This window comes from Rhizobium ruizarguesonis (assembly GCF_017357285.1).
In the GTDB taxonomy this organism is placed as follows: domain Bacteria; phylum Pseudomonadota; class Alphaproteobacteria; order Rhizobiales; family Rhizobiaceae; genus Rhizobium; species Rhizobium ruizarguesonis.
Genome location: NZ_CP071678.1, coordinates 2,967,311 through 2,993,911, shown reverse-complemented (window position 1 = coordinate 2,993,911; position 26,601 = coordinate 2,967,311). Strand labels below are relative to the sequence as shown.

The 26,601-nt window shown below is 62.7% G+C and carries 27 protein-coding genes and 1 pseudogene; 10 read left to right on the top strand and 18 right to left on the bottom strand.

Features of this window, described 5'->3' with window-relative positions; translation table 11 throughout:
- Nucleotides 1-12 precede the first annotated feature (12 nt).
- Together J3P73_RS14850 and J3P73_RS14845 are read left to right on the top strand one after the other, a co-directional pair.
- Nucleotides 13-1,242: an Atu1372/SO_1960 family protein gene (locus tag J3P73_RS14850; protein WP_027689152.1), complete on the top strand. Its 1,230-nt coding sequence runs from the start codon at nt 13-15 to the stop codon at nt 1,240-1,242.
- Nucleotide 1,243: 1 nt separating this feature from the next.
- A complete protein-coding gene (locus tag J3P73_RS14845) occupies nt 1,244-2,455 on the top strand; it encodes an FAD-dependent oxidoreductase (protein ID WP_027689151.1) in 1,212 nt (403 codons plus the stop codon).
- Nucleotides 2,456-2,643: 188 nt separating this feature from the next.
- On the opposite strand, the gene J3P73_RS14840 is transcribed toward J3P73_RS14845, so the two are convergent.
- Nucleotides 2,644-3,414 (bottom strand): siderophore-interacting protein, encoded by a 771-nt coding sequence (locus tag J3P73_RS14840; protein ID WP_130692020.1) that lies wholly within the window; start codon nt 3,412-3,414, stop codon nt 2,644-2,646.
- Nucleotides 3,415-3,683: 269 nt separating this feature from the next.
- Between J3P73_RS14840 and J3P73_RS14835 the strand changes: the two genes are divergently transcribed.
- Both J3P73_RS14835 and J3P73_RS14830 read left to right on the top strand, forming a co-directional pair.
- Nucleotides 3,684-4,301, top strand: coding sequence for an O-methyltransferase (locus J3P73_RS14835; RefSeq protein ID WP_026171074.1), 618 nt, complete (start codon nt 3,684-3,686; stop codon nt 4,299-4,301).
- Nucleotides 4,302-4,416: 115 nt separating this feature from the next.
- Nucleotides 4,417-4,812, top strand: a complete 396-nt coding sequence (locus J3P73_RS14830; protein ID WP_130692018.1) for a hypothetical protein — start codon at nt 4,417-4,419, stop codon at nt 4,810-4,812.
- Between the two features lie 11 nt (nt 4,813-4,823).
- Here J3P73_RS14830 and J3P73_RS14825 read toward each other — a convergent pair whose 3' ends face one another.
- Nucleotides 4,824-5,510, bottom strand: a complete 687-nt coding sequence (locus tag J3P73_RS14825) for a GntR family transcriptional regulator (RefSeq protein WP_018074520.1) — start codon at nt 5,508-5,510, stop codon at nt 4,824-4,826.
- Nucleotides 5,511-5,881: 371 nt separating this feature from the next.
- On the opposite strand from J3P73_RS14825, the gene J3P73_RS14820 reads away from it, so the two are divergent.
- A complete protein-coding gene (locus J3P73_RS14820) occupies nt 5,882-6,661 on the top strand; it encodes an alpha/beta fold hydrolase (protein WP_018074521.1) in 780 nt (259 codons plus the stop codon).
- Between the two features lie 39 nt (nt 6,662-6,700).
- Here J3P73_RS14820 and J3P73_RS14815 read toward each other — a convergent pair whose 3' ends face one another.
- The 3 genes and pseudogenes from J3P73_RS14815 to J3P73_RS14805 form a co-directional block, all read right to left on the bottom strand.
- Entirely contained in the window at nt 6,701-8,041 is a 1,341-nt protein-coding gene (locus tag J3P73_RS14815) for an epoxide hydrolase family protein (protein WP_026171075.1), read from the bottom strand.
- A gap of 21 nt (nt 8,042-8,062) precedes the next feature.
- Nucleotides 8,063-8,244: pseudogene (locus tag J3P73_RS14810) on the bottom strand (isochorismatase family protein); the annotation flags it as partial.
- A 9-nt stretch (nt 8,245-8,253) separates the two neighbouring features.
- Nucleotides 8,254-8,925: a TetR/AcrR family transcriptional regulator gene (locus J3P73_RS14805; RefSeq protein ID WP_018074523.1), complete on the bottom strand. Its 672-nt coding sequence runs from the start codon at nt 8,923-8,925 to the stop codon at nt 8,254-8,256.
- A gap of 93 nt (nt 8,926-9,018) precedes the next feature.
- Here J3P73_RS14805 and J3P73_RS14800 point away from each other — a divergent pair, with 93 nt between their 5' ends.
- From J3P73_RS14800 to J3P73_RS14790, 3 genes are all read left to right on the top strand, one after another.
- Nucleotides 9,019-9,639, top strand: coding sequence for an NAD(P)H-dependent oxidoreductase (locus J3P73_RS14800; protein ID WP_130692016.1), 621 nt, complete (start codon nt 9,019-9,021; stop codon nt 9,637-9,639).
- Nucleotides 9,640-9,721: 82 nt separating this feature from the next.
- Nucleotides 9,722-10,681, top strand: coding sequence for an acetylxylan esterase (locus J3P73_RS14795; protein ID WP_130692014.1), 960 nt, complete (start codon nt 9,722-9,724; stop codon nt 10,679-10,681).
- Nucleotides 10,678-11,406 carry an esterase family protein gene (locus J3P73_RS14790; RefSeq protein WP_130692012.1) on the top strand — a complete coding sequence of 243 codons (729 nt, stop codon included), beginning with the start codon at nt 10,678-10,680 and terminating at the stop codon, nt 11,404-11,406. The genes J3P73_RS14795 and J3P73_RS14790 overlap by 4 nt, the downstream gene beginning before the upstream one ends.
- A 15-nt stretch (nt 11,407-11,421) precedes the next feature.
- Here J3P73_RS14790 and J3P73_RS14785 read toward each other — a convergent pair whose 3' ends face one another.
- From J3P73_RS14785 to J3P73_RS14725, 13 genes are all read right to left on the bottom strand, one after another.
- The gene (locus J3P73_RS14785; RefSeq protein ID WP_130692010.1) at nt 11,422-12,414 is read right to left on the bottom strand and encodes a dihydroxyacetone kinase subunit DhaK; all 993 of its coding nucleotides are present in this window, start codon (nt 12,412-12,414) and stop codon (nt 11,422-11,424) included.
- Between the two features lie 51 nt (nt 12,415-12,465).
- The gene (locus tag J3P73_RS14780; protein WP_003540656.1) at nt 12,466-12,873 is read right to left on the bottom strand and encodes a hypothetical protein; all 408 of its coding nucleotides are present in this window, start codon (nt 12,871-12,873) and stop codon (nt 12,466-12,468) included.
- A 1-nt stretch (nt 12,874) separates the two neighbouring features.
- A complete protein-coding gene (locus tag J3P73_RS14775) occupies nt 12,875-14,449 on the bottom strand; it encodes a putative PEP-binding protein (protein ID WP_130692008.1) in 1,575 nt (524 codons plus the stop codon).
- Nucleotides 14,433-14,777: an HPr family phosphocarrier protein gene (locus J3P73_RS14770; RefSeq protein ID WP_026230806.1), complete on the bottom strand. Its 345-nt coding sequence runs from the start codon at nt 14,775-14,777 to the stop codon at nt 14,433-14,435. The genes J3P73_RS14775 and J3P73_RS14770 overlap by 17 nt, the downstream gene beginning before the upstream one ends.
- Nucleotides 14,777-15,175: a dihydroxyacetone kinase phosphoryl donor subunit DhaM gene (dhaM, locus tag J3P73_RS14765; protein WP_003560276.1), complete on the bottom strand. Its 399-nt coding sequence runs from the start codon at nt 15,173-15,175 to the stop codon at nt 14,777-14,779. Before dhaM ends, J3P73_RS14770 begins: the two co-directional genes overlap by 1 nt.
- Nucleotides 15,172-15,792 (bottom strand): dihydroxyacetone kinase subunit DhaL, encoded by a 621-nt coding sequence (gene dhaL / locus J3P73_RS14760; protein WP_105006469.1) that lies wholly within the window; start codon nt 15,790-15,792, stop codon nt 15,172-15,174. Before dhaL ends, dhaM begins: the two co-directional genes overlap by 4 nt.
- A gap of 46 nt (nt 15,793-15,838) precedes the next feature.
- Nucleotides 15,839-17,482, bottom strand: coding sequence for a dihydroxyacetone kinase subunit DhaK (locus tag J3P73_RS14755; RefSeq protein WP_018074532.1), 1,644 nt, complete (start codon nt 17,480-17,482; stop codon nt 15,839-15,841).
- Nucleotides 17,483-17,535: 53 nt separating this feature from the next.
- Complete coding sequence (locus tag J3P73_RS14750; protein ID WP_018074533.1) at nt 17,536-18,543, bottom strand: ABC transporter ATP-binding protein; 1,008 nt, start codon at nt 18,541-18,543, stop codon at nt 17,536-17,538.
- Nucleotides 18,536-19,633 carry an ABC transporter ATP-binding protein gene (locus J3P73_RS14745; RefSeq protein ID WP_018074534.1) on the bottom strand — a complete coding sequence of 366 codons (1,098 nt, stop codon included), beginning with the start codon at nt 19,631-19,633 and terminating at the stop codon, nt 18,536-18,538. Before J3P73_RS14745 ends, J3P73_RS14750 begins: the two co-directional genes overlap by 8 nt.
- A gap of 3 nt (nt 19,634-19,636) precedes the next feature.
- The gene (locus J3P73_RS14740) at nt 19,637-19,849 is read right to left on the bottom strand and encodes a hypothetical protein (RefSeq protein ID WP_003560267.1); all 213 of its coding nucleotides are present in this window, start codon (nt 19,847-19,849) and stop codon (nt 19,637-19,639) included.
- Nucleotides 19,846-20,799: a carbohydrate ABC transporter permease gene (locus tag J3P73_RS14735; protein ID WP_018074535.1), complete on the bottom strand. Its 954-nt coding sequence runs from the start codon at nt 20,797-20,799 to the stop codon at nt 19,846-19,848. Before J3P73_RS14735 ends, J3P73_RS14740 begins: the two co-directional genes overlap by 4 nt.
- The gene (locus J3P73_RS14730; RefSeq protein WP_018074536.1) at nt 20,796-21,764 is read right to left on the bottom strand and encodes a carbohydrate ABC transporter permease; all 969 of its coding nucleotides are present in this window, start codon (nt 21,762-21,764) and stop codon (nt 20,796-20,798) included. The genes J3P73_RS14735 and J3P73_RS14730 overlap by 4 nt, the downstream gene beginning before the upstream one ends.
- Nucleotides 21,765-21,887: 123 nt before the next feature.
- Nucleotides 21,888-23,213: an ABC transporter substrate-binding protein gene (locus tag J3P73_RS14725; protein WP_018074537.1), complete on the bottom strand. Its 1,326-nt coding sequence runs from the start codon at nt 23,211-23,213 to the stop codon at nt 21,888-21,890.
- Between the two features lie 574 nt (nt 23,214-23,787).
- On the opposite strand from J3P73_RS14725, the gene J3P73_RS14720 reads away from it, so the two are divergent.
- Together J3P73_RS14720 and J3P73_RS14715 are read left to right on the top strand one after the other, a co-directional pair.
- Nucleotides 23,788-25,233: an MFS transporter gene (locus J3P73_RS14720; protein WP_130692004.1), complete on the top strand. Its 1,446-nt coding sequence runs from the start codon at nt 23,788-23,790 to the stop codon at nt 25,231-25,233.
- Nucleotides 25,234-25,510: 277 nt separating this feature from the next.
- A complete protein-coding gene (locus J3P73_RS14715; RefSeq protein WP_130675269.1) occupies nt 25,511-26,575 on the top strand; it encodes a sensor histidine kinase in 1,065 nt (354 codons plus the stop codon).
- The last annotated feature ends 26 nt before the right edge of the window (nt 26,576-26,601 follow it).

The window sequence follows — 26,601 nt, the reverse complement described above, 5'->3', positions numbered from 1 at the left end:
AAGGCCAAGATCATGACCACTGAAACGACCGTTGCCACGGGCAACGCACGTCGGCATGCAACGCAATCGCATGAACCTCGCTGGCCGGTGATCCTCATGACGCCCGATGTCAGCGAGGCGCCCGATGTTCCGACCGAGACGGAGTATGTGGTGCGCGCCAACTATGCGGATGCCATAGCCGAGGCAGGGGGATTTCCTTTGATCTTGCCTTACAACACCCGGAACCTGGCATCGGCGTTGGCACTCGCCGATGGAATTGTCCTTACCGGTGCGCGGCCAGGGACCGAGGTGACAGGCGCGCGCAGGCAGTTCGAAATTCAGCTGGTCGAGCAGGCCTTGAAAACGGGCAAGCCGCTTCTCGGCATATGCCACGGCATGCAACTGATCGGTGAATGCCTTGGGGGCGAATTTCAAACCGAGCTGCCGGCCGCCGCCGTATCCCACATCCCGCAAGATATCCCCGACGTTTTGGCGCACGAGATCATCGTCGAGCAAGGCAGCGTGCTGACCGATTGGGTAGGGAAGGGGCCGGCGCGCGTCAACAGCCTGCACCGGCATGCTTTGGCCGGCCAAGGACGCTTCCGTGTCGCCGCGCGGGCGCCGGACGGAACCATCGAAGCATTCGAAGGGGACACGGACGGCTTTTGCCTCGGCATCCAGTGGCACCCCGAATACCGGCTGACGGAACTCGACAAGAATATCATGAGGGCCTTCGTCGACCGCAGCGCAGAAGCAGCAGTCCGCAAGGCACGCGATGCTTCATCGGCTGGAAGCAATCGTGTGCGCGAACGGCTGGCACAGCTTGAGCTTGCTCTGCCGGAAGCATCCTTGCCGCCAGGCGCATTTTCCGGGGCTGTGCGGACCGGCAATATCATCACCGTTTCAGGTCAGGTGCCGCTGAAGGATGGTGTGGTGCTGCGGACGGGACATCTCGGAGCATGCGTCTCCATCGAAGAGGGGCGAGAATGCGCCCGCTGGGCGCTTCTCAATGCGCTTGCGCAGCTGGAGGGGGCTGCGGGCGGCTTTGACAACATCCTGGGCTTCGTCCGGCTTGCGGGCTATGTCGCGGCGGATGCCGCTTTCGAGCGCCACGGCGCCGTCATAGATGGCGCTTCGGAACTACTCCGAGAGCTTTTCCCGGATCGATGGGCGCATGCCCGCATCGCGATTGGCGTAACATCTCTGCCGCGCGGGGTTCCCGTTGAGGTCGAGTTGACGGCCGTCGTCGGCGACGAGGCTTGAGATGGCGCGTGTTGCGGTGATCGGCGCCGGCGTCATCGGCGTATCGTCGGCCTATCTTCTGGCCCGGGCGGGGCATGATGTGACACTTATCGATGCGGCAAGCGAGCCGGGCATGGGGGCGAGTGCCGGCAATGCCGCGCAGTTGTCCTGGGCCTATGGTGACGCTATGGCATCGCCAGCCCTGCTGAAGCATCTGCCAGCCATTGCGATGGGCCGCGATCCGGCTTTCCGGATCCACTGGCAACTCGACCAGGACTTTCTCTGCTGGGGGCTGAAATTCCTTGCCAATACACCGTTCAGGCGTTGGTGGAACAATACAGAGGAGATCCTGCGCCTTGCCGAACAATCCCGTCACGAGCTCGCAATCCTGCTTAAGGAAACCGATATCGAATTTGATTACCGTGTCGCCGGAAAGCTGCATCTCTGCGCCGATCGGCAAAGTTTTGCTGCCGCCGATTCCGGTGTCGCGCGCAAGAATGCTCTTGGCTTCGAACAGCGCCTGCTGACGCGGGTGGAGGCGGAAAACATCGAGCCTGCGCTCGCCGCATATCAGGGAGAGATTGCCGGCGCCGTTTACACCCCCGGTGATGCCCTCGGCGATGCGGCCGGATTTTGCCGCCAACTGACCGCCTGGATGATCGAGCGCGGGCAGGTCTCGGTGCTCTTCGGCAGGAGGGTCTCGAGCTTCGTCCAAACGGGAGACGTGCTGACAGGGCTGAGGTTCGAGGACCGCGACGAGCTTCGCGTCGACGCAGCCATCGTCGCCGCAGGACCGGAGATCCGTTCCCTCATATCCGATTTGCCCGAGGCCCGGGACATACGCCCCATCAGAGGCTACTCGCTCACCGTTCGAAGAACTGGCCTTGCACCAAGTATCAGCCTGACCGACGTCAAGCGAAAGCTTGCCTTTGCGGCAATCGGCGATCGTTTTCGTGTCGCCGGACTGGCAGACATCGAGCGTCCGGGGGCCGGTTTTGATGCCAGACGTTTCGAGACGCTCAAGCTGGCCGCGTCCGCGGTGCTGCCCGACCTTTTCGAGCGATCGGATGAACTGATGAGATGGTCGGGCGAGAGGCCTATGACACCGACCTCCAAGCCCATTATCGCCGCTTCCCGACGCATCAAACGTCTTTACATCAATGCCGGTCACGGCATGCTGGGTTGGACACTCGCATTGGGCTCTGCCCGCCGCGTGGTCGATCTCTTTGAATAAGTCGGTGGCTGGCGCCCGGGCTTACAGTTGCTGATGCTCTTCCATCCGCCGCCGCGTTCCGGCAGAGGCTGCCGGGACTTCGCTCAATTCATACCTCTTCACATCCATCTGATCGTTCCGGATCATAAAATCCGGAACGAAGTGAGTCAGAACTCATCACCAAATGGAATCCGGAATGCGGGTTGGTCCTAGCCGAATTTCTCGGTCGTATCGGCTTTGCCGAACACCCAGTAGCCGGATGCCTTGATCCAGCCGAGCGGGCAACCTCGTTCCAGCAGGTAGGCGCGGATATCGCGCGTTGCCGAGGCTTCCGCCGCGACCCAGATGAAGGTCTCCGGCTGGATATCGACTGTGCTCAACAGTTTCAGCGGGGCTGCGGCATCGGTTGCCTGCGAAAGAGGCCGGTGCGCCCAGTGGGCGTGCAGTTCGGCTGATGTCTCGAAGACTTGTTCTTCCAACGGGCCGCTGACGGCTGCGATTGTGGTAATGACGGTTCCGGCGCCGCTCTCCTCGATCCGGCGGCCGATCGCCGGCAGCGCCGTTTCGTCGCCGATTAGCAGCCACCGCTTTACCGTCTTGGAGACCACGGCGGAGCCCCTTGGTCCGCCGATCTCGAGCCTGTCGCCGGCGCGCGCGTCGATCGCCCATTGAGTCACTGGACCTGCCTCATGCAAGGCGAAGTCGATGATCAATTTCCGTTCGATATTGTCATAACGGCGTGGCGTGTAGTCACGGCGTTCTTCGCTGCCATCGGCGGCCGGCACGAAAATCTTGATGTGGTCGTCGGGTGCAAGGCTGATGAAATCGGCAAGATCATCGCCGGTCAATGTGATGCGGCGCATGCCGGGAGTGATGTCGACGACGCTCTCGACCGAGAGAGTGCGCCTTCGCGTGTCGTGGCGGACCCGTTCGATGCCGGGAGCCGGTGAAGTCTGATCTTTGAGTTGATTGTTATCCATGTGTCCTCAGGAGCTCTTTGAACTCGATCCGCAGGACACAGTCGCGCAGATCGAAGCCGCAAAGCCGTTCGATCATACGCGTTGAGTGACGTTAACGCTTACGTGGCCGGGTGACCCGACCATTGACGGCATGATGTAGCCGACGACGGCGGCATGTGCAACCGCAAGGGAGCTAGCAATGGCGATGATTGCCAAAGTTTAACTTTCCCGCGGTGTTTCGGTCGGGCAATGATCGGCTGATCAACGCGCAGGCGGTCATGGAGAAGACAATGGACAGCAGAATCCAGGACGTGCTCGACATCTATCACGCGATGATCGAGACGGAGCATAACAGTCCGCGCGAACTGCCTCCTGGCGGGCGCGACGGAGGACAGGATCAGCGGCTGCGGGCGGTCGGGCCTGCGACCGGACAGTTCATCAATATCCTCGCCAAGAGCCTCAAGAGCCCGACCATTCTCGAACTCGGTACCTCCTTCGGTTATTCCGGGATCTGGCTGGCGGAAGCCGCGCGCGCTTCCGGCGGGCGGCTGATCACCATGGAAATGCATGACTACAAGTCGGCCTACGCACGCGACATGGCCGTCAAGGCGGGGCTTGCCGAGCACGTCGAATTCAAGGTGGGGGATGCGGTCCAGATGATCGGCGAGCTTTCCCAGGGCATCGACTTCGTGCTGGTGGATCTCTGGAAGGACCTCTACGTTCCCTGCCTTGAAGCCTTCTACCCCAAGCTCAATCCGGGCGCGATCATCGTTGCCGACAACATGCTGCGCCCAGGAGGCGACGATCTCAAACGCTACGGCGAGGCTGTCCGTGCCAAACCCGGAATATCAAGCGTGCTGCTGCCGGTTGGCAGCGGGCTCGAGGTCAGCCGCTTCGATCGAGGGTGAGGTGAGACTAGCAACCATGTGTTTTTAGTTGCAGCAAAAAAGAAGACACGTTTTAAGCTAATTTCCGACACGGTCCCGATCAAAGCTCTGCGTTATTGCGAGCTTTGGAGATGTGATGTCGGGCATTCTTATCGCCACCCTTTTGGCAACGGTTTCTGCAAAGATTCCCGCCGGATTTTCCAGCGGTGATCTCCTTCATTCTGATTGCGGCGGCTACCGGCAGTTGGTCGTCGGATATGTTGCTGGTTGGTTGGACAAATGGAACCGGGACGAGTATTTGGCCCGCCGTATTTTCACCGAAGTCGTTCCTGCGCCGAAAGCAATGGTGAGCTCGGCGTATTTTGCCAACTCCGTTGGGGTAAACGTCTGTGTGCCGGTTGGAACGACCGCGGAAGCAATCGGCAATACGTTGTGTACATTCCTGGAAGAGAATCCCGGCATACGCGAGGCCACCGGCGACGAGCTGATGACGACCTTGATTGCCTATAAATACCGTTGCCCCGTGCCGTAGGAACCTCAAACTTACGTCGGCTTGTTGGCTTCGATGAAACGGCGTAGCGAGGTGGCGGCATTCAGCATGTGGGCGCGCATGCGCCGCGATGCCATCTCGCCGTCGCCTTCGGCGATCGCCTGCATGATCGCCTCGTGCTCGTCGCGCGATCGGCGCAGCCGTTCGCCCTGGCGCAGTTGCGTGCGCCGGAAGGCGTTCAGACGGTTGCGCACGGCGATCGCCTGTTCGGCAAGGAAGGCGTTGTGGGTGGCGTGATAGATGGCTTCATGGAATTGGCGGTTGAAGCTGTCATAGGCATCGAAATCGCCGGTCTCGACGATCGGCTGGGAGAGATCGTGCAGTTCGATCAGGTGACTGCGCTCCAGCGGTGTCATGCGGTAGGTGGCGAGCCTGACGCATACGGCCTCGATCTCGGCCACCGTCTCGAACATCTCCATGATGCGTTCCGGCGTCATGCGGGCGACGACGCCGCCGCGCCGGGCGCGAAGCTCGACGAGGCCGCCCGCCGCCAGCTGACGCAACGCTTCCCGAACCGGGGTGCGGGAGGCACCGAAACGATCGGCAAGCTGCTGTTCGTCCAGCGCTGCGCCCGCCGCCAGCGTGCCGGCGGCGATCTCGTCGGTCAGGGCGTTGCGAATGCGGTCGGAGAGCAAGCCGCGATCATCGCCGTCATCCTCGGTTTCGAAACCATTCGCCATCCATTATCTCCGATCTGTTTCAACATCGACGGCTCGATCGACTGTGTATGCAAATGCGATTGTATGTGCGCTTAACGTATACATCAATGACATCACGAAGGTGTTACGTATTCAATAATTGACTTTATGTCAGATGGGAATACATAAATCTCCAGTAAGCAGGCTTCTGCATACACGAAGCCGCTTCAAATACTGAATTTGAATACGACGGGAGCTCGCAACGTGACGAGGGCCAGTGCCTCGCGTCGGGCAAAGCGAACCGTTCCGACATGGCATCACAGACTTACCGATTTTGACTTGGCTTCGGTCCCTCGGTCCCGAGCCGACATGCTTTCGATCCTTCAATTCTTGGACGCACAAGGAACCAGATCATGATGATGAACAGACGGACCTTCTCGGCTGCCCTTGTTGCCGGCGCCGCTTCTCTGCTTGCCACCCGCGGTATGGCCGCGACATCCGCTCCCGTTAAGGCGCGCAATGTCGTGCTGGCGCACGGGCTGTTTGCCGACGGCTCGTGCTGGACCGAGGTGATCGCGCGCCTGCAGGCGGCCGGGCTCAATGCTACGGCGGTGCAGAACCCGCTGACGACGCTGCCCGAGGCCGTCGCTGCCGTGAAGCGGATGCTCGACCGACAGGACGGCCCAACGGTTCTGGTTGGGCATTCGTTTTCCGGCATGATGGTCACCGAGGCCGGCGTGCACCCCAATGTTTCGGCGCTCGTCTATGTCGCGGCACGGGCGCCGGATGCGGGTGAGGATTATACCGCCCTCGCCAAGACCTACCCGACGCCGCCGGCTTCTGCCGGCATCGTCTTCGACGGCGACGAGGGACGCCTCAGCGAGGAAGCCTTCCTGCGTGATTTCGCCGGTGACCTGCCGGAGGCGAAGGCTAAAGTGCTCTATGCCGTGCAGCAACCGTTCCAGAAGGCGCTGTTGACCGGCAAGACGACACAGGCCGCCTGGCGTTCGAAGCCGAGCTGGTATGCCGTCTCGACCGAGGACCGGACGATCAATCCCGATCTCGAACGCTTCATGGCCAAACGCATGGGAGCAAAAACCATTGAAATCCAGGCCAGCCATCTGTCGTTGATCTCCCACCCGGACGAGATCACAAAGCTGATCCTCACGGCGGCGGCGCAGAATACGGACTGATGCCGAGGCCGGAAAGCGGCAGGGCCGTTCGCCAGCTGGTCACCGGCGCAGCGGCCTGAACGCTGCTCGAAGCTCGGCGGAGAAGAGCTCCGGCTGCTCCCAGGCGGCGAAGTGGCCGCCCTTGTCGACCTTGTGGAAATAGATAAGGTTGCGATAGGCGCGACGGGCCCATGTCTCGGGGGCCTGATAGCTCTCCCCAGGAAAGACGGTGATGGCGACCGGAAGCGCGATCTTGGAGGTCTTCTCCCCGGCCGCAAGGACGGGACTGCGCCCGCCGCCATATTCCCAGTAGATCCGGGCCGAGGAAGCGGCGCTGTTGGTCAACCAGTAAAGCGTGATGTCGTCGAGCACCTCGTCGGGAGACTTTTCGGGATCGCTGCTGTCGTAGGTCCAGTGCGTGAAGCCTGGATGACCGAGCGTCCATGCCGCAAGGCCGGCCGGGGAATCCGATATGGCGTAGCCGATCGTCTGCGGTCTCGTGCCCATCATCGTGGCATAGGACCTGTTCCCCATCTTGGCTGCGGCGCTGAGGGCATCGAACGCCGCGCGTTCCTCGGTGGAGAGTCGCTGCGGCGCTGGCCCGCCCGCGGCGAGCACCGCGGCAACTTCGGGCGGCACGACAGCCGGCAGGTTGATGTGGATGCCGAGCAGACCTTGTGGCGCGAGCCGTGCCATCGCGCCGGAGACCGGCGAGCCCCAGTCGCCGCCCTGGGCGACGTAGCTGCTGTAAGCGAGGCGCTTCATCAGTTCTGCCCAGGCCCGCGCCATGCGGTCCGGCCCCCAGCCGGTGCCGGTCGGCTTGCCGGAGAAGCCGTAGCCCGGCATCGACGGAATGACCACGTCGAACGCATCTTCGGCGCGTCCGCCATGAGCGGTCGGATCGGTGAGCGGGCCGATGATCTTGAGGTTCTCGAATACCGATCCCGGCCAGCCATGGGTGATGATGACGGGCAGGGCATTCGGATGTTTCGAGTGGACGTGAATGAAGTGGATGTCTAGGCCGTCGATCTCGGTGATGAATTGCGGCAGCGCGTTCAGCTTCGCTTCCGCCTTTCGCCAGTCGTAGCCGGTGCCCCAATAATCGACGAGCGGCTTGATCTTTTCGAGCTGTATGCCTTGCGACTGGTCGTCGACCGTCTCGCGTTCGGGCCAGCGTGTTGCCAGCACGCGCCGGCGAAGGTCGAGGAGGTCCGCCTCGGGAGTGTCGACGCGAAACGGGCGGATCGCATCTCCCGTGGCAGCCGATGCCGGATAGGACGGAAACAGGCTGGTCGCGCCCGCGGCGGCGATCCCGATCGCCGCGGTGGTCAGGAACCTGCGCCGGTCGCGGTTCAGGGATTCCGAGCCGGCACTTGTGAGCATTTTGAAGAGCATGGTCATGGCATTGTCCTTTGAAGCAGACGCCTTGGGCAAGACTTCGATGAGTTCGGCCGTCGTCAGAATAGCATGGGCGTAGGTCGGGCCGTTCAGCTTGTGCGCAGCATTCATCATTAGGTGCGAGAAGGCGCCGTCGCGTCGCTCACCAGGGTCGCGAAATAACCGAGTTCCATGGCGAAGCGGGCGGTGGATTCGATACAGGTATTCCCGCCGGATTATCTCGATGCGAGGCCGGCCGTATTGCGCAGGTGATCGGGATGCGTGCCGCCGCCCATACTTCTCGCCACCATCGCGACGATGGTTTCGAAGAGTTCGTTCTTTGCCTCGACGGCGGTGATGTCGCCCGACGCGGCGGCATAGGAGAGGGCTTCGGCGGCGCCGAGCATGGCCCAGAGGCCGGCTGCGGCGATCGTGCCGGCACCGGTAAAGGGCGAAAGCGCGATGCGGCATTTCTCGATGAAGGCCGCTTCGTATTCGCGCTTGATCCTTTCGAGTTCCGGCGAGCCGGCAAGTGCTGCGATCACACCGGGGATTTCGCGGCCCTGAAGAAGCACGCAGTCGACATAGGAGGTGGCGATGACTGTGGCCCGGTCGGCGAGCGACGGCTGGCTTGCCGCAAGGGCTGCGTCCATCACAGCCGTCTGGCGGGCGTCGAATTCGCGGTAGAGCGCTGCGAGCAGGCCGGGGCGGGTTTCGAAATGATCATAGACCACGGGTTTCGTTACGCCCGCCAGCTCGGAAAGCCGGCCGAGGGTCAGAGCTTCCGTTCCCTCGTCACGGACGATCTGCCAAGCGACGTCGAGCAACTGGCGATGCCGATCCTGCCGCGACAGGCGGCGGCGCGGTTGCGGATCGGTCGGCTGACCTGTTGTTTCGGCGCTTGACATCACTATATACCAAAAGTAACTTACTGAAAGTAGCTTACCAAAGGTATACAGCCCGCGACTTCCGTCCGCAATCATTCAACAGGAGTTTTCTGCATGCACGCGCTCATCGTCGTCGCGCATCCCGATCCCCAGTCGCTCACCCACGGCGTCGCTGCCCATCTTGCCGAAGGTGTCACACTTTCCGATGCCGGCCATTCCGTCGAGTTTGCCGATCTCGCGGCCGAGGGCTTCGATCCCCGGTTCACCGCGGCCGATATCGCTCTGCATCTGAGGAAAGGGGTGCTGCCCGCCGACGTTGCCGCCGAGCAGGCAAGGATCGACCGCGCCGATGCGGTGGTGCTCGTCTATCCCATCTACTGGTGGTCGATGCCGGGGCTTATCAAGGGATGGATCGACCGGGTGTTCAGCAATGGCTGGGCTTACGACGATCGCCCGGATACCGGGCTGGTGAAGCTGCTTGGCCGCCTGCCGGTGCATCTGGTCGGCCTCGGCGGCGCCGATGCCGGGACCTATATGCGGCACGGCTATTTCGGCGCCATGAAGACGCAGATCGATCACGGGATCTTCGACTATTGCGGCGCCCGCGTCGTGACATCGGAGCTGTTGCTCGAAGCCGGACCGGACCATGCGGCCGCCCATCTGGAGACTGCGCGCGCCGTTGGCCGCAGGCTCTTCGTCACATCCGGGCGATACGAGGCGACTGACGCGGCGTAAAGGTGTCCGAGTGCTGGTAAGGTTTATCGGCTGGTTAAGGCAGAGTCTTGCGCCGCCGGCCTTTTCACGAGACAAGCCTTGGATGAGCATTCCGACGACACATCCCTTCGCCTTCGATCCAACCTACGGCATGAAGCTTGACGAGCTTCTTGCAATCGAACCGCCGGATGAGCCCGACGGTTTCGACGATTTCTGGGAGGCGCGTTATCTCGAGGCGCTGACGGTCGATCCGAAGCCGGTGCTTTCCCACAGTCGGATCACCCATCCCGACTGGCATGTTCTCGACCTCGTCTATCTCTCGACCGGCGAGTTCCGGATCGGCGGCTGGCTGCTCCTGCCGCGGGAAGGGCAGGTGCGGCGCGGCCTCGTCGTCGGACACGGTTACGGCGGGCGGGATCGCCCTGATTTCGATCTGCCGGTCAGGGAAACGGCGCTCATCTTTCCCTGCTGCCGCGGGCTGTCGCTCAGCGCCCATCCGCCGATCTCCGAGAACCCGTCCTGGCACGTGCTGCACGACATCGACAGACCGGAGGCCTATATCATCGGCGGCTGCGTCGAGGATATCTGGCTCGCCGTTTCGACGCTTACGGCACTCTATCCCTGGCTTTCAGGGTATATCGGCTATAGCGGCATCAGCTTTGGCGGCGGTGTCGGAGCGATGGCGATCGCCTACGACGAGCGCATCGATCGCGGCCATCTGGCGCTGCCGAGTTTCGGGCATCAGCCGCTGCGGCTGATGCTGCCGAGCGTCGGCAGTGCGGAATCGGTGCAGGAATATCAGGGGGAACATGGAAACGTGCTGGAAACGCTGCGCTTCTACGATGCGGCGACCGCCGCCAGCCGGATCAAGGTGCCGATGCTGACGGCCGTCGCCCTTTTCGATCCTTCCGTCGCGCCACCCTGCCAGTTCGCTGTCGCAAATGCGCTACCAAAATTTAATGAAATCTTCATCCTGGATGCGGGGCATTTCGACTATCCTGGCAGCGCTGAGCAAGAGGCGGTTCTCCGCGACAAGATCGGTCAGTTTTTCAGGGTGCCATGAACCGCGAATATCTGCGCTGGTACAGTCAGCGGCTGCATCGAGACATGGAGATGCTGGTGTTCGGCCATGCCGGCGCCAAGGTGCTGGTTTTTCCGACGCGGGACGGGCGCTTCTTCGAATATGAGCAGCTCGGCCTGGTCGGAAGCCTTGCCGACAAGCTGCAGGCCGGACAACTTCAGCTCTATTGCATCGAGGGACTGGCGGCCGAGACCTTCTATGCCTTCCACCATCACCCGGCCGAGCGCATCCGCCGGCATGGCGCCTTCGAGGATTATATCCTGCACGAAGTGTTGCCGTTGATGGCGGCGAAGAATTCGCATGACTGCACCATCGTGCACGGCTGCAGCCTCGGCGCCTTTCAGGCGGCAAGCCTTTTCTTTCGTCATCCGCATCTCTTCCGCAAGCTCGTTGCCTTTTCCGGCCGCTACGACCTGACGATGAAGGTGGAATCCTTCGGCGACCTGTTCGACGGCTATTACGATGACAGCGTCTATTTCCACACGCCGGCGCATTTTCTTCCAGGGCTCGGCAGCGACTGGCGGCTCGACAGGCTGCGTGAGCGCGACATCGTTCTCACCATCGGCGATGCCGACCCTTTCCTCGACAACAACCGCTATCTCAGCCGGCTGCTCGCCGACAAGAATGTCGGTCATCAGTTGCATGTCTGGGATGGACGCGCCCACCGCGCCGGCGCCTGGCGGAAGATGGCACCACTTTACATCTGACGCCCTTGGGAGTTGTCACGGCCAATGCAGCGCGGCCGTCGCCACCGGCGCGTCCCAGAGTGCGATCTCCTCGTCGGTCAGCAGGGCGAGGGTGACTGACAGTCCCTGCATGTCGAGCGAGGTGACGTAGGTTCCGACCAGTGAGCGCTCGATCGGGATGCCTCTTTCCTCGATGAAGCGGCGGGCGCCATTATAGGCGAGGTAAAGTTCGGCGGGCGGCGTGCCGCCGAGGCCGTTGACGAAGAGCAACGCCTTGGTATCAGGCGTTGCCGCGATGTCACCGGCGATGGTCTCGCAGAGATGGCCGATGATGGCGTCGGAGGCGGCGAAAGGCTGCCTGGCATGGCCGGGCTCGCCATGGATGCCGACGCCCATTTCCATTTCGCCGGGTTCGAGCGCAAATGTCGTGCGCTCGGTCTGCGGCACCGTCACGCCGTTCAGCGCCACACCCATCGAGCGGATGCGTGTGTTCAATCCTTCGCCGAGCTGTTTCAACTCGGCAAGCGACATGCCGCGTTCGGCAGCAGCACCCAGGAGCTTTTCGACGATGAGCGTTCCGGCGACGCCACGCCGGCCACGGTCTTCGCCTGTTCTCGACGTTTCGATATCGTCGCTGACGACGACCATGTCGAGGCTGTGGCGGTCGCCGGCCATCTCGATCGCCATTTCGAAATTCATCAGGTCGCCGTCGTAATTCTTGACCACGAGCAGGCAGCCGGCGCCGGTATCGGCCTCCTCGATGGCGGCAATGATCTGGCTCGGCGTCGGCGAAGTGAAGATATGGCCGACGCAGGCGGCATCCAGCATGCCGTGGCCGACGAAGCCGATATGCATCGGTTCATGGCCGGCGCCGCCGCCGGAGATGAGCGCCACCTTTTCAGGCGTGAGATGGCGGCGGCGGATGCATTTGCGCTCGGCGCCGAACACCACGAAGGTCTCATGGGCGCGCACGAAGCCTTCGACGCTTTCGGCGACCATGGTTTCCGCAGTGTTCATGAACTTCTTCATCAAGCCCCTCCCAAGGCCAAAAGCATTACGTTACGTCAACCAGCGCACGCGTCATTCCGCACCCGATATCGCGACGATTTTCTGCACCAGATCTGAGATCGCCTCTTCCAGCAGGCGGTTTTTCCTGTCGTCGCCGAAGTCGGGCACCATCAGCGACAAGTGCCGCAATTTCTCGGAATGGCCGAGGTCCGGCAGCTTGCCGGGATGGGCGGCCTGATAGGCTTCGAGAAAGCGCTCCTGTTCGGCGGCACTGAAATGGCAGACGCGGACGATGGTGGCCAGATGGCGCGCAGGCAGCGGCGTTGCATAGGTCGGACTGGTGATCTGGGTGACGAAGCTGCGATGTTTTCCAAGCGCCGTCGCCAGGCGCTGGCGCGTGCCCGATGGCCTGTTGTCGATGATCTGCGCCAGAATGGACTTGTAGGCGATAATGGCGTCTTCGGTGTCTTCGCGCGCCATCCTATTCTCCGGCTGCCCTTGTACCATCGGCGTTGAGGCCGATGATCGCCGATCTTATCGCGGGACGCCGGGCCGGCGCCACGGAAAAATGCCGCAGGCCGGCGGCGAGCAGCCCCGGCAGATAGCTGGGATTGCCGGCCATGTCGCCGCAGATGCTGGTGGGCTTGCCGGCGGTCAGCTTCACCGCCTGGGCAATCAGCCGGAGCACGGCGGGTGCGGCCTTGCCGGCATCGGCGTCGATATCGTCGCGGGCGGAGGCGGCAAGATATTGGGTGAGGTCGTTGGTTCCGAACGAGAAGAAAGCCGCAGATCCAAAGGTGTCGAGCATCAATGCGGCTGAGGGTACCTCCACCATCATGCCGATCGGCGGCATTCGGTGGAGCAGGGAACGGCGGCCGAGTTTTTCGGCTTCCTCGCGGAACAACTCGCGCATCCTGTCGATCTCGTCGGGAAAGGTCACCATCGGCAGCATCACCGAAAGCCTGCCGAAGACGGCGGCGCGCAGCAGGGCGCGGGCCTGGACGCGGGCGATCTCCGGCCGGGCAAGCAGCAGCCGAATGCCGCGCAGGCCCGAGGCGGAGAGAGCCGGCAGGTCTTCCAGGCCGGCGAGCGGTTTGTCGCCGCCGATATCGAGCATTCTTATGATCACCGGCTTCTCGCCCGCCTGTTCCAGCACGCGGCGATAGATCGCCAGCTGGCGCTCCTCGTTGGCGGCATCGGCGATCGAGGTGACTGAAAATTCCGAGCGCATCAGGCCGACGCCTGCCGTTGCCGGATCGAGCGCGTCGATCTCGGCGGGATCGTTGATGTTGATGGAAAGCTGGATCGCCACGCCGTCCGCGGTGCGCAGCTCGCCGCTTTCGGTCTGCGTGTCGCTGGCAGGTGCTTGTGCCGGTGCCGGGATCAGCATGCCGCCGGCCTTCAGGACGACCGCACCGGCGTCGCCATCCACGCGAACGGGATCTCCATCTGCTGCCGAAAAACGGCCCGTGCCGACCACCATCGGCACCGATTTCGCCCGGGCAAGCAGGGCGACATGGCCGGCAGTGCTGCCTGCAAACAGCGCGATGCCGCCGCCTTTCGACCAGTCATGGGCGAGAAAGCGGCTCGGCTCCATGTCCTTGCCAACGAAGACCGAGCCGGGCGGGAAATCGGCGATCGGGGTGCCGGCGAGCGCCCCGAGTACGCGGTTCTTTATGTCGAGAATATCGACGGCGCGTGCCCGCATCTGCTCCTCGTCGGCCGCTTCGAGTTCACCGATATAGGCGTCGAGGGTGGCGACCCAGGCAAAGACGACGTTCTCGTCGACCTCCATGCGTGCGCCTGTTGCTTCCGCGATCGTCGGATCGCGCAGCACCTCGATCTGAAAATCGATGATATCGCGGCTTTCGGCATCGGCGCCCTCGGCAAGGTGCTCGAGTTCGCCGATCGAGATGTCGATCGCCTTCTCCAGCGCGCTGTATCCACCGACGGCTCGGGACGCAGGGGCGGCGTCCGGCCGCTCGGCCAGAAAGGCCGGGCCGGATGCGATGCCCGGGGATGCACTCTTCGCTTTCAGTCTAAGCGGTTCGGCCATGTTTCTTTTCCTCATCGAAGTTGCGCTCGATGAGTTCCTTCAGGGCACGGATCGCCTCTTCGGCGAGAATGCCGTCGGCGCGGATCCTGAGGATCGACCCTTTTCGGATTCTCGCGCCCATGATCTTGATGATGCTCTTGCCGTTCAGCCAGACGTCGCTGCCGTTGACAGCGATCTCGATCGAACAGGGGAAGGACTTGGCAAGCCGCGTGAAGGTGACGGAGGGGCGGGCATGCAGCCCGACACCGTGCTTGACTTCCACCTCCGTCTGGCAATTCACGTGCAATGGATCGGGCTCCTGTTTTTCACTACGCAATCCGCTCGTCATCAGGGGGACAGTTCCTCGGCTGTGGCGACGACCTTGGCCAGCGACGCGCCCCCCGACGCCTCGGCGGCGGCGATGACGGCGCCTTCGACCAGCGGCGCGTTGCAGATGGAGACGAGGGCCGAGCGGGGAAGCCCCAGCATTTCGATCGCCATTTCGCTGTTGGTTTCGGCGCCGCCGAGATCGACGAAGACGGCGACGCCGGCATCGGACCAAGCGGCCTCGATTGCCCTCAGGATGCCGCCGGCGTCGGTGCCGAGTTCACCATGGACATTGCCGCCCGACCAGGCGAGCGGCACGCAGTCGCCGACCATCTGCCGCACCATGTCGGCGATCCCCTTTGCCACCAACGGCGAGTGGGAGACGATCACGATACCCACATTTGCGGTCTTTCCACTCATTGCGGACGGTGCTCCCCGAGATAGCGGCAGATCGCCGTGGTCAGCAGCGCGCAGCTCGACGCGCCGGGATCGACATGACCGATGGAGCGGTCGCCGAGATAGGCCGCGCGCCCACGCATTGCCTTCATCTCAGCAGTGCGGTTGGCGGAGCGCTCGGCCCTGCGGGCGATGGCGCCGAGCGGCGAGCGGCTGGCGAGTGCCGCATGCACGGGATAGAGTACGTCGAGCAGGGTTTTGTCGCCGGCATGCGCGCGACCGCGTCTGGCCACGGCATCGATCGCCTGTTTCAGCACCTGCGAAAAATCGGCCTTTTCATCACTTTTGCGAAGCTCGCGGCCGATCTCCATCAGCAGCGTGCCGTAGAGCGGCCCGGCCGCACCGCCGACATTCATCACCAGGGTCAGGCCGATTTTTTCCACGGCATCGGGGAAGGGCAGGCTGGAGAGGCTCTCGCCTTCGGCGCTCACTGCCTCGCAGCCGCGCCGCATATTGGTTCCGTGATCGCCATCGCCGATGGCGCGATCGAGCGCGCAGAGATGATCGCTGTTTGCCGCGATGGTCGCGCGGCACACCTCGATCAATCCCGCCACAAGCACCGGTTCCGCCTGCACTGCCATCCTCCCTGTCGCCGCGCCTCCCGCGGGCTATCAAACGTCTCTTTCGTCAGGCGAGGCTTGCCGCCACGCCGAACGCGCCGGCAACCGCCACGGCGCCGGGATCGGCGACACCCGCCAGATCCCTTTCGCCGACATAGGAGGCGCGTCCGGCTCTCGCCTTCATCATCATCTTCGTCGACTCCGCACCCACTGCCGCAGCCCTTGCCGCGGCGGCGACATCGCCGGATGCAAGCGCCTGCAGGGCAGGCGACAACGCATCGACCATCGTCCGGTCGCCGACTCCGGCTCCGCCATAGAACGTCATCCTGTCGAGCCCGGCAAGAAGGGCTGCTGATATATCGGCTTTGTCAGCCATCGCCTTTGCCGCTGCGGTGAAGAAGATCGACAGCAGTACGCCGCTCGATCCGCCCATGCTGGTGCCGAGGATATCGCCGAGCGAGGCAAGCGTTGCCGCCGGCCGGTCGAGCGGCAGCGTGTCGAGGCGGGCAAGCACACTGCGGGCGCCAGACGCCACCGTCGAGCCGGTATCGCCGTCGCCGACGCGGCCGTCCAGCCGGTTGAGTTCGCTTTCCTGCGAGATCAGATGCTCGCAGAGCGCCGTGATCAGGCGCCGGTTGCGGTCATTTTCCCCGGCCTTGCCGTTGGCGCCATTCAGTCCGGCTGATGTTCTCGGTGCGGCGATGATCTGGATCTCGTGGCGTTCGACGGCCGGCATCCAGGCATGCGGCTCGACCACCGCCGTCAGTGCCGCCTCGCGAACGGCATCCAGTCGGATCAGCGACAGCGAGAAGCCATTCATGTTGAGCGCCGTCATCATCGGCGCCGGGCCGATGATCAGCCGGATGCGATCGGCAAGCGGCGAGGACAATACGACATTGGCGATGACGGTCATTTCGAGCGGCGGCACGGCGCCGAGATTGTTGATGAGGAGCGCATGGTTTCTGCCTTCGCGCAGCGTCGGAGTGAGGCGCGCCACCATGGTGGCGACGATATCGGCGACCGGCTGCAAAGCGATGCGCTCGACGCCCGGCTCGCCATGAATGCCGAGGCCGAGTTCGCCCTCGTTCTCGCCGAGGCGGTCCTCATGCGCCTGGCCGGGCACGCTGCAGGTGGAGAGCGACATGCCGAGCGAGACGATGTCGCCGGCTGCTGCCGCGGCATGGGCTGCGACCGTCTTCAGATCCTCGCCCCTCTCTGCGTGATAACCAGCGATCTTGTGAACGAACAGCGTGCCGGCGACGCCGCGCGGCTGGTTGATGCCGGGGATGGCGATATCGTCGGCGACGATGACCATCTCGACGTCGAAGCCCTCGGCGCGCGCTTTTTCGGCGGCAAGGCCGAAATTCAGCCGGTCGCCGGTGTAGTTCTTGACGATCAGCAGGGCGCCCTTCGGGCCGGCAACGGCGCGGATCGCTGTCAGCACCGCATCGACGCTCGGCGAGGCGAAGATTTCGCCGGATACGGCTGCCGTCAGCATGCCCTTGCCGACAAAGCCGGCATGGGAGGGCTCATGGCCGGCGCCGCCGCCGGAGATGATCGCCACTTTTGACTTGTCCCAGTCCGCGCGCAGGATCACCTTGATGTCGGGAAAGCTGTCGAGGCGGGCCAGACGGCCGGCACTGCTGGTCAGAAGCAGACCGTCCAAAGCTTCGGTGACGATGTTTTCCCTGCGGTTGAAGAAGTGTTTCATCGATTGAGACCCGTCTGTTTGTTTTTTATGCCATCATCATGTCTGTCTGCCGGTCAGGAAAGACGCTGTCCACCGGCGTCGAAATAAAGTGGATCGCGCAACGTCAGGCTGATCCGGTCTCCCGGGGCGATCGCCAGATATGGATCCGCAAGTGTGACGAGCTTGTGATTGCCAGCCCTGATGTGCAGATGGTTCTGGTCGCCGAGATGTTCGATCCAGTCGATCTCTGCATTGGCATCCTTGCCGACAATGATGTCGAGATGTTCGGTGCGCGCACCGACGGTTTTCGTGCCGGCCGGCGGCTGGCCGCCCGGGAGCAGGTCCGCAGGCAACAGGTTGATGTGCGGCTGGCCGAGGCGGGCGGCGACATGCAGGTTGGCGGGATTGCCGTAGATTTCGCGCGGTGTTCCCACTTGCATCAGCCGTCCCTCGGCGACGATGCCGATACGGTCGGCCATGGTCATGGCTTCCACCTGGTCGTGGGTGACATAGAGCAGCGTCGAGCCAAGCTCCTTCTGGATACGCTTCAGCTCCAGGCGCAGTTCGGCGCGCAGCTTGGCGTCGAGCGAGGACAGCGGTTCATCCATCAGATAGATCGCCGGCCGGCGCACCAGTGCCCGGCCGATCGCGACACGCTGCATCTCGCCCCCGGAAAGCCTGGTCGAGCGGTTCTCCAGCTTGTGGTCGATCCGGACCATGCGCGCGACCTCGCGGACGCGGCGGTCGATCTCTTCGGCGCTCAGTTTGCGGACCGGCGCCTTCAGCGGGAAGGCGAGGTTCTCGTAAACCGTCATATGCGGATAGAGCGAATATTGCTGGAAGACGAAGGCGACGTCGCGTTCGGCCGGTGCTTCGGCTGCGACATTGCGGCCGCCGATCTCGATGCGGCCGCTATCTGGCTTTTCGAGGCCGGCGATCAGCCGCAGCGTCGTCGTCTTGCCGGCGCCTGTGGGACCGAGCAGCACGACGAACTCTCCGTCGCGGATCGAGAGATCGAGATCGACTAAGGCCTGGGTGTCGCCGAAGCGCTTGGCGAGGTTCCTGAGGACGACATCAGCCATGCCGGGTCTCCTGATAGAGCGAGGACGGTACGGCACGGCCCGACGTGCAGTCGAAGAGCGCGAGTTTCGCCGGATTGAATTCCAGGCCGACCCTCTCGCCGATCTGGAAGCTGCGATTGGCGGGAACGCGGGCCTTGATCAGGCCGCCCGGGGTTTCCACAGCCACGACCTGGTTGGTGCCGAGATATTCGCTGCCATAGACGGCACCGCGCAGCGCCGAGGCGTCGCTGAAGCGGATATGCTCCGGCCGCACGCCGAGCGCCAGTTCGCTTTCGGCCATGTCCTGGTGGATCTCGGGAACAGCGACATCGACGCCGTCGAGCAGGATGGAGCGATCGCCGCTTTTCAGGCCGGAGGTGAAGCGCATGAAGTTCATCGGCGGCGAGCCGATGAAATCGGCGACATACATGGTCGCGGGCTTGGCATAAATCTCCTGCGGCGTGCCGAACTGCTCGATGACGCCATGGTTCATGACGGCGATCTTGTCGGCCATCGCCATCGCCTCGTGCTGGTCATGGGTGACGTAGACGGTGGTGGCGTGGATGCGGTTGTGCAACTCGCGCAATTCGTGAACCATGATCTCGCGGAACTCGGCGTCGAGCGTGCCGAGCGGCTCGTCCATCAGGAAGCACTTCGGGCGCCGGACGATGGCGCGGCCGAGCGCCACGCGCTGCCGGTCGCCGCCGGCAAGGCCGGAGACCGAGCGGTTGAGAATATGGTCGATCTGCAGCAGGCGCGCGGTCTCTTCGACGCGCTGACGGATTTCGGCCTTGGGCATGCCCTGCGACAGCAGCGGGAAGCCGATGTTCTTGCGCACGTTCATATGCGGGTAGAGCGCGAAGAGTTGGAAGACGAAGGCGATATCGCGGGCGCTGGCGCGGTTGAAGGTGACGTCCTCGCCGTCGAGATAGATCTTGCCGCTGCTCGGCAGCTCGAGGCCGGCGATCATGCGAAGCGTCGTCGTCTTGCCGCAGCCGGAAGGCCCGAGAAGCGCCAGGAACTCGCCATCATGGACGGTGAAGCTCGAATCCTCGACGGCGACGAAGCTGCCGAATTCCTTGCGGAGATTTTCGATCCGGATATCCGCCATGGTTTACTCCGGGAATTTCGAGACGATGATGAACATGACGGTGCCTGCAAGCAGGGTCACCAGCGAATAGGTGTAGAGCACCAGCAGGAAGGGCTGGAACAGCATCAGGAAGCCAAGCCCGATCAGCACTGTGGCGATGGTCTCCATCGGGCCGCGACGCAGGAAGAACGGCCGCTTCGGACGGGCAGGGGTGCGTGTTTCGATCAGATGGCTCATTTGCGGACGGCTCCGAAGGTGATGCCGCGCAGCAACTGCTTGCGCAGGAGAATGGTGAAGACGAGGATCGGGATCAGGAAGATCGTCGTGCCGGCGGCGACGGCCGGCCAGTCCTGCCCGCCTTCGCCGATGATCGTCGGGATGAAGGGCGGTGCGGTCTGGGCCTCGCCCGAGGTCAGGAGGGCGGCGAAGGCATATTCGTTCCAAGCGAAGATCAGGCAGAAGATCGCGGTGGCGGCAATGCCTGTGGTCGCCTGCGGCAGCACAACCTTGCGGAAGGCCTGCAGCCTCGTATAGCCGTCGATCATTGCCGCTTCCTCGTATTCGCGCGGGATCTCGTCGATGAAGCCCTTGAGCAGCCAGACGGCGAGCGAGACGTTGACGGCGGTGTAGAGCAGGATCATGCCCAAGGCCGTGTCCGACAGGCCGAGCTCGCGATACATCAGGTAGATCGGGATTGCGACGGCGATCGGCGGCATCATGCGCGTCGACAGGATGAAGAACATCAGGTCGTCGGCAAGCGGTATTTTGAAGCGGGAGAAGCCATAGGCCGCGAGCGTGCCGAGGAAGACCGCGAGGAAGGTGGAGCCGAAGGCGATCACCAGCGAATTGACGAAGCGCGGCACGAAGTTCGACGGGCCGGCGATCACCATGTTGCGCTTGCGCGTCACCTCATCGCAGGTGTCGACCGGCGCCGGCAGCGAGGCGATATAGTCGGGCGTCTGCCGCGTGCGTGTCGTGAACAGGTTGCAATAGCCCTCGAGCGACGGAGTGAAGACGATCTTCGGGGGATAGCTGATCGAATCCGGCGGCGACTTGATGCTGGTCAGAAAGATCCAGACGAGCGGTATGAGGGTGATCAGCGCATAGAGGACGACGATCGTGCCGGCGATGCGCTTGCTGGACAGGCTCGGTTCGACGACCGAATGGGCTGAGTTGGCGGCGCTCATCGTTGCTTCACCTTGTTCAATGCCTTGACGTAGATGTTGGCGAGGCCGAACACCGCGACGAAGAGGATGATGGCGAAGGCCGAGGCCCGGCCGGTCGCCCAACTTTCGAAGGCGGCGCGCTTCAGGGTGATCGAGGCGACCTCGGTGACCGAGCCCGGTCCGCCGCCGGTGAGCAGCGTCACCATGTCGAACATCTTGAAATTCTCGATGCCGCGGAAAAGCACGGCGAGCATGATGAAGGGCAGGGCCATCGGCACGGTGATCGACCAGAACTGCCGCCAGGGCGAGGCGCGGTCGACCTCGGCCGCCTCATAAATATAGTCGGGAATCGAGCGCAGCCCGGCGAGGCAGATCAGCATCACATAGGGCGTCCACATCCAGGTATCGACGATGATGATCGCCCAGGGCGCCAGCGTAACGTTGCCGAGCATCTGGATATCCGATGTCGGAATGCCTGTGACCAGCGACACGGCATAGGCGAAGAGGCCGATCTGAGGCTCGTAGAGGAAGCGCCAGAAATTGCCGACGACGGCGGGCGACAGCATCATCGGGATCAGGATGATCGTCGTCCAGAAGGCATGGCCGCGAAACTTGCGGTCGATCAGATAGGCGAGCGTAAAGCCGATCACCGTCTGCAGCACGATCGTCCAGAAGACGAAATGCGCGGTGGTCTGCATCGCCTGCCAGATATCGGGATCGTTGAGAACGCGCTGGTAATTTCCGAAGCCGACACCCTGGACCGGCGCATTCGGCCGGTTGGCGCGGTAATTGGTGAAGGAGAGATAGACCGCCCAAAGCAGCGGAAAGATGTTGATCGCTAACAGCAGAGTGATGGCAGGCGCAATGAACAGCCAGGCGATCGCCCTATCGGAGAGGCCGCGGACGCGCCGGGCGACCGAGGAGGGCGTTGCCCTTGCAGTCGCATCGGCTGCCTTCTCGACGATGGAGGAATGGGAAATGGTCAAGTCTTCACCTGGTATTTTTGGGGTACGGGGTCTTTTGGGGTATGAGAGATCTGGCGGCCCGGCTCGTCTGCCGATCCGGGCCGCCATCCTGTCGAGGATGGCGCGCATCAGGGATGCCACGCGTCAGATCTTGCCGTCGTCCTTGAAGACGTCGCTCCAGTCTTTCACCAGACCGTCGAGCGCTTCCTTGGCGGTGCCATTGCCGGCGACCACGTAGTTATGGACGCGCTTCTGCATGGCCTGCAGCAGCGAGGCGTAGCTCGGCTCGGCCCAGAAATCCTTGACGATCGCCATCGAGTCCAGGAAGGCCTGGGCATAGGGCTGGCTCTTGGCGAAGCCCGGCGCGTTGACGACGGAGTTCAGGCAGGAAAAGCCGCCGAGTTCCCACCATTTGGCCTGCACATCGGGCTGTGCGAACCACTTGATGTATTGCAGGGCGGCGTCGCGCTTGTCGGAATAGGAAACCACCGAGATGCCCTGGCCGCCGAGTTGGGCGAAATGCGCCTTTTCAGCTGGATTGGGGAAGAAGCCGATCCTGTCGCCGCCGACCTTCTCGTCCTTGTAAAGGCCGGGCCAGGTGAAGGCGAAGTTCATCTGCATGGCGACCTGGCCGGATTTGAAGGCGTCGGCGGATTCGACCATGTAGACGTTGGAGCTGCCGGGCGGGGTGCAGCAATCATAGAGCGACTTGTAGAATTCGAGGCCCTTGACCGCGTCGTCCGAGTTGACGAAGCCTTCCATGTCATAGGGCTTCTTCGGGTTCTCGTACTGGAAGCCCCAGTCGTAGAGGACGTTGGTCACGCCCATGGTGATGCCTTCGGAGCCGCGCTCGGTATAGATCGAGGCGCCGTAGACGGTCTTGCCGTCGATCTGACGCTTCTGGAAGAACTCGGCGATCTGCTTCAGTTCGTCGTAGGTCTTCGGCGCTGCGAGATCGTGGCCGTATTTCTCCTTGAATTCCTTCTGCAGTTCCGGCTTCTCGAACCAGTCCTTGCGGTAGGTCCAGCCGACGACGTCGCCCATGGCGGGCAGCGCCCAGTAGTTCGGGGTGTTCTTCGGCCATTCCGAGTAGCCAACGACCGTCGCCGGCACGAAGTCATCCATCTTGATGCCTTCCTTGTCGAAGAAGTCGTTGAGCTTGACGTAGTGGCCATTCTCGGCCGAGCCGCCGATCCACTGGCTGTCGCCGATGATGAGATCGCAGAGCTTGCCGTGCGAATTCAGCTCGTTGAGGAAGCGATCGGCATAACTCGTCCAGGGAACGAATTCGAATTTCATCTGCGTGCCGGTCTTGGCGGTGAAATCCTTCGACAGCTCGACGAGCGCATTGGCGGGGTCCCATGCGGCCCAGCACAGCGTCAGTTCATCGGCTTTGGCGAGATTGGGCAATGCCGACGACATGACGAATGCCGTGGCCAGCCCGAAAAGGGCTTTCGATGTTTTCTGCATAAGTTCCTCCCAGAACCAAGGGCCGGCTCCCCGCCGGCGTCGCATGTTCACCCACTTCAGAGAATGCTCACATGAACTCCTCAATCATCATGTTTAGCAATATGTTTAGTGATATCTATTTTTATAAACATTGCAAGCGCCAATCGTTGCTGCAATGCGACAGGTGTCGCACCACGTGGACGGATAGTTTTTGGGGTCGATCTTTTTTCGGCAGATCTCGAAAAATTCTTTGGCGAGCGTACCGATGCAGCGACATCTGGCCTCGCTGCGACATCGATCGCACGGTATGGACTGCGCGCCGCTCCTGTTTTTTTCCCCGGAGCGGATCAAGCTTGGCCTCGCTTCGGCGGGGCCTTTTTCTTGAATCCTTTCTTGGGATCGATAGTGGCCAGCTATCCGGCTGCATCGGGAATATTCCTGCGTAGTGCGAGATTTAGCCTTTCCGGCCGGATGCAACGGGCGTATTCAGCCAGTGCGCGGCTTTCCATGTCCGCGCTCCTCCGCGCGGCAGATCTTCGATCGGCTTCCTTCCCGTTTCCCTGCCGCGTCATCCGGAATTTTCATTGGCAGATCGATGACCACGGCAGAGACGAGCGAGAATGGGCAAGAGGCGGCGAGCGGCCGCCAGGCAAAGATCGTGGCGCTGGTCGTTGCCGTTTCCTTCTTCATGCAGATCCTCGACGGCACGATCGTCACCACCTCGCTGCCGCAGATGGCGGCGAGCTTTAACGTGCAGCCGGTGTCGATGAGCATCGGCATCACCGTCTACATGCTGACGATGGCCGCCTTCATTCCGCTGTCCGGCTGGCTCGGCGATCGGTTCGGCGCGCGCCGCATCTTCCTGATGTCGATCGCCGTCTTCACCGGCGCCTCGCTGTTCTGCGGGCTGTCCGGCAGTCTTGCGGAATTCGTGCTGTGGCGCGCCGTCCAGGGCGCAGGCAGCGCGCTGATGACGCCGGTCGGGCGCATCATCGTGCTGAAGAACGCCCGCAAGTCGGAACTCGTCCAGGCGATCGCGCTGATTACCTGGCCGGCGCTGACGGCGCCGGTGCTCGGCCCGGTGCTCGGTGGCTTTATCACCACCTATGCCAGCTGGCACTGGAACTTCCTGATCAACATCCCGATCGGCATTCTCGGCATGGCGCTGGTGCTGCGCTTCGTGCCGGAGCAGCGCGAGACCAATCCCGGTCGTCTGGATTTCCTGGGCTTCATCCTGAGTGCCGCCGGGCTGACCTTCCTGCTCGCCGCGCTGGAACTCTCGGTCAAATGGGACGGCGGGCTTATGCCCATCATATCAATGCTGGCGGCGGGCATCGTGCTGTCGGTCATGGCGACGCGGCATTTCCTCGCCGTCGACAATCCGCTGCTCGATCTTTCGGCCTTCCGCATCCAGACCTTCTCGATGTCGACACTGTCGGCGGGCACGGCCTGCCGGATGGCGATCAATGCGACGCCGTTCCTACTGCCTCTGCTGTTCCAGCTCGGCTTCGGCCTGAGCTCGATTGCCGCCGGCACCTATCTGCTCGTCTATTTCCTCGGCAATTTCAGCATGAAGGCGGTGACGACGCCGCTGCTGCGCTTCTTCGGCTTTCGCACCGTGCTTGGGGTTAACGGGCTGATCGCGGCGCTTTCGATCGTCGCCTGCGGTTTCCTCTCGCCGGAGACGCCGCCGTTTTTCATCCACGCGCTGCTTTTTCTCGCCGGCCTTTCGCGGTCGATGGAATTCACCGCGTTGAACACGCTCGCCTTCGCCGATATCGGCTCGGCGCAGCGAAGCTCGGCCTCGACGCTGTCGAGCATGCTGCAGCAGGTATCGATGCTGCTCGGCGTGGCAGTGGCGGCGGCCGTGCTCAACATCGCCTCGGCTCTCAGGGGCGCCGACAATCCCGTCCTTGCCGATTTCCGCTGGGCTTTCATCGTGGTCGGCGTGATCGGCATCGTCTCGTCGCTGCGCTTCCTGCAATTGCCGGCGGAGGCGGGAGCCGAAGTATCAGGCCATCGGAAATTCCAGAAAAGTTAGCTTGCTGCGGAACCAATCGGGCCGCTCGGCGTTTATGCATCTCATTTCAGGTTCTTCGTTTCCCTATCTCCTTCAACGGCTTCCATGGGATCCTCCCCAGGCCAGGGTCATGTTCTGAAAATGCCGGATTCCCGACATCCTTCTTCCGCGCCGCCTGCAACAAGAGCGAGGGATGACCGCTGTTTACCCCAGGCGGCCAATACAATACGACATTGCCATGCGGACGACTCGGACGCTTGCGGGCGGTCGTCGCTGCGAGAGAACGCCGGGAGACCGAATGAGCAATTCTAGCGGCGATGCGGATGCCCTGATCCACATCCTCTATATCGACGACGACGAGGGGCTTGCCCTGCTGATGCAGAAGAACCTGCTCCGGCGCGGCTTTTCGGTCGAGTGGGCCGAGAGCGGCGCTGCGGGCCTTGCGAGACTCGGCGAAGGCGGGATCGACGCCGTCGTGCTCGATCATGTCCTGGCCGGCGAAACCGGCCTCGATATCCTGCCCTGCATCACGGCGATGACGGATCATCCCCCGGTCATCTATGCGACAGGTTCGGACGATACCAGCATCGCGGTCGCGGCGCTGAAGGCCGGCGCCGACGATTACATGCTGAAGGGGATCTCAGCCGATTATTTCGACCTGCTCGCCGCCGCCCTCGAACAGGCGCTGGAGCGGGCGCGTTTTCGCCGCGAGACGGCGCAGGCGCAGGAGGTGATCCGCCAGCAGCGCGACCTTGCCGAAATGCTGCTTGCCGAAGTCAATCACCGTATCGCCAACAGCCTCGGCCTCGTCGGCGCACTGATCCGCATGCAATCCTCGATGACCACGGACCAGGTGGCGATCGACGCGCTGCACGAAACGCAGATGCGCATCAACGCCATCGCCAGCGTGCACCGCCGGCTCTATACCAACAGGCAGGTCGGCTCGGTGCAGGTCGATGAATATCTGGACAGCCTGCTCACCGAACTCGAAACCTCGATGCGCGACGACAAGCGGCCGCACCGCATCGTGCTCACCGCGCAGCCGGTCAATCTGGCGACAGACAAGGTGATCACGCTCGGGCTGATCGTCAGCGAACTCGTCACCAATGCCTTCAAATATGCTTATCCGGACAGCGTGCCGGGTGAGATTCGCGTCATCGTCGACCAGACGGACGACGCATTGCGCGTCGTCGTCGAGGATGACGGCGCCGGTTTCGACCCGTCGAGCCCGGCCAGGGGAACCGGTCTCGGCACACGCATTCTGACGGCAATGGCCGCCAGCCTGAAATCGGATTTCGCCTATGACCCCGGCCACAACGGAACCAAGGCGACGCTGGTGTTTTCGTTGCATGAGGGGAAGTAGGGGATTTCCCCCGTCCGGCACTGAGT

Bases quoted from the DNA above. Each gene is read 5' to 3' on its own strand.
- J3P73_RS14785 (WP_130692010.1), bottom strand. From the start codon at position 12,414: ATGAAGAAGTTCATGAACACTGCGGAAACCATGGTCGCCGAAAGCGTC.
- J3P73_RS14815 (WP_026171075.1), bottom strand. From the start codon at position 8,041: ATGACCATGCTCTTCAAAATGCTCACAAGTGCCGGCTCGGAATCCCTG.
- J3P73_RS14835 (WP_026171074.1), top strand. From the start codon at position 3,684: ATGGACAGCAGAATCCAGGACGTGCTCGACATCTATCACGCGATGATC.
- J3P73_RS14840 (WP_130692020.1), bottom strand. From the start codon at position 3,414: ATGGATAACAATCAACTCAAAGATCAGACTTCACCGGCTCCCGGCATC.
- J3P73_RS14790 (WP_130692012.1), top strand. From the start codon at position 10,678: ATGAACCGCGAATATCTGCGCTGGTACAGTCAGCGGCTGCATCGAGAC.
- dhaL (WP_105006469.1), bottom strand. From the start codon at position 15,792: ATGGCAGTGCAGGCGGAACCGGTGCTTGTGGCGGGATTGATCGAGGTG.
- J3P73_RS14720 (WP_130692004.1), top strand. From the start codon at position 23,788: ATGACCACGGCAGAGACGAGCGAGAATGGGCAAGAGGCGGCGAGCGGC.
- J3P73_RS14775 (WP_130692008.1), bottom strand. From the start codon at position 14,449: ATGGCCGAACCGCTTAGACTGAAAGCGAAGAGTGCATCCCCGGGCATC.
- J3P73_RS14745 (WP_018074534.1), bottom strand. From the start codon at position 19,633: ATGGCGGATATCCGGATCGAAAATCTCCGCAAGGAATTCGGCAGCTTC.
- J3P73_RS14800 (WP_130692016.1), top strand. From the start codon at position 9,019: ATGCACGCGCTCATCGTCGTCGCGCATCCCGATCCCCAGTCGCTCACC.
- J3P73_RS14715 (WP_130675269.1), top strand. From the start codon at position 25,511: ATGAGCAATTCTAGCGGCGATGCGGATGCCCTGATCCACATCCTCTAT.
- J3P73_RS14795 (WP_130692014.1), top strand. From the start codon at position 9,722: ATGAGCATTCCGACGACACATCCCTTCGCCTTCGATCCAACCTACGGC.
- J3P73_RS14805 (WP_018074523.1), bottom strand. From the start codon at position 8,925: ATGTCAAGCGCCGAAACAACAGGTCAGCCGACCGATCCGCAACCGCGC.
- J3P73_RS14780 (WP_003540656.1), bottom strand. From the start codon at position 12,873: ATGGCGCGCGAAGACACCGAAGACGCCATTATCGCCTACAAGTCCATT.
- J3P73_RS14740 (WP_003560267.1), bottom strand. From the start codon at position 19,849: ATGAGCCATCTGATCGAAACACGCACCCCTGCCCGTCCGAAGCGGCCG.
- J3P73_RS14750 (WP_018074533.1), bottom strand. From the start codon at position 18,543: ATGGCTGATGTCGTCCTCAGGAACCTCGCCAAGCGCTTCGGCGACACC.
- J3P73_RS14725 (WP_018074537.1), bottom strand. From the start codon at position 23,213: ATGCAGAAAACATCGAAAGCCCTTTTCGGGCTGGCCACGGCATTCGTC.
- J3P73_RS14825 (WP_018074520.1), bottom strand. From the start codon at position 5,510: ATGGCGAATGGTTTCGAAACCGAGGATGACGGCGATGATCGCGGCTTG.
- J3P73_RS14845 (WP_027689151.1), top strand. From the start codon at position 1,244: ATGGCGCGTGTTGCGGTGATCGGCGCCGGCGTCATCGGCGTATCGTCG.
- J3P73_RS14830 (WP_130692018.1), top strand. From the start codon at position 4,417: ATGTCGGGCATTCTTATCGCCACCCTTTTGGCAACGGTTTCTGCAAAG.
- J3P73_RS14735 (WP_018074535.1), bottom strand. From the start codon at position 20,799: ATGAGCGCCGCCAACTCAGCCCATTCGGTCGTCGAACCGAGCCTGTCC.
- J3P73_RS14770 (WP_026230806.1), bottom strand. From the start codon at position 14,777: ATGACGAGCGGATTGCGTAGTGAAAAACAGGAGCCCGATCCATTGCAC.
- dhaM (WP_003560276.1), bottom strand. From the start codon at position 15,175: ATGAGTGGAAAGACCGCAAATGTGGGTATCGTGATCGTCTCCCACTCG.
- J3P73_RS14850 (WP_027689152.1), top strand. From the start codon at position 13: ATGACCACTGAAACGACCGTTGCCACGGGCAACGCACGTCGGCATGCA.
- J3P73_RS14820 (WP_018074521.1), top strand. From the start codon at position 5,882: ATGATGATGAACAGACGGACCTTCTCGGCTGCCCTTGTTGCCGGCGCC.
- J3P73_RS14755 (WP_018074532.1), bottom strand. From the start codon at position 17,482: ATGAAACACTTCTTCAACCGCAGGGAAAACATCGTCACCGAAGCTTTG.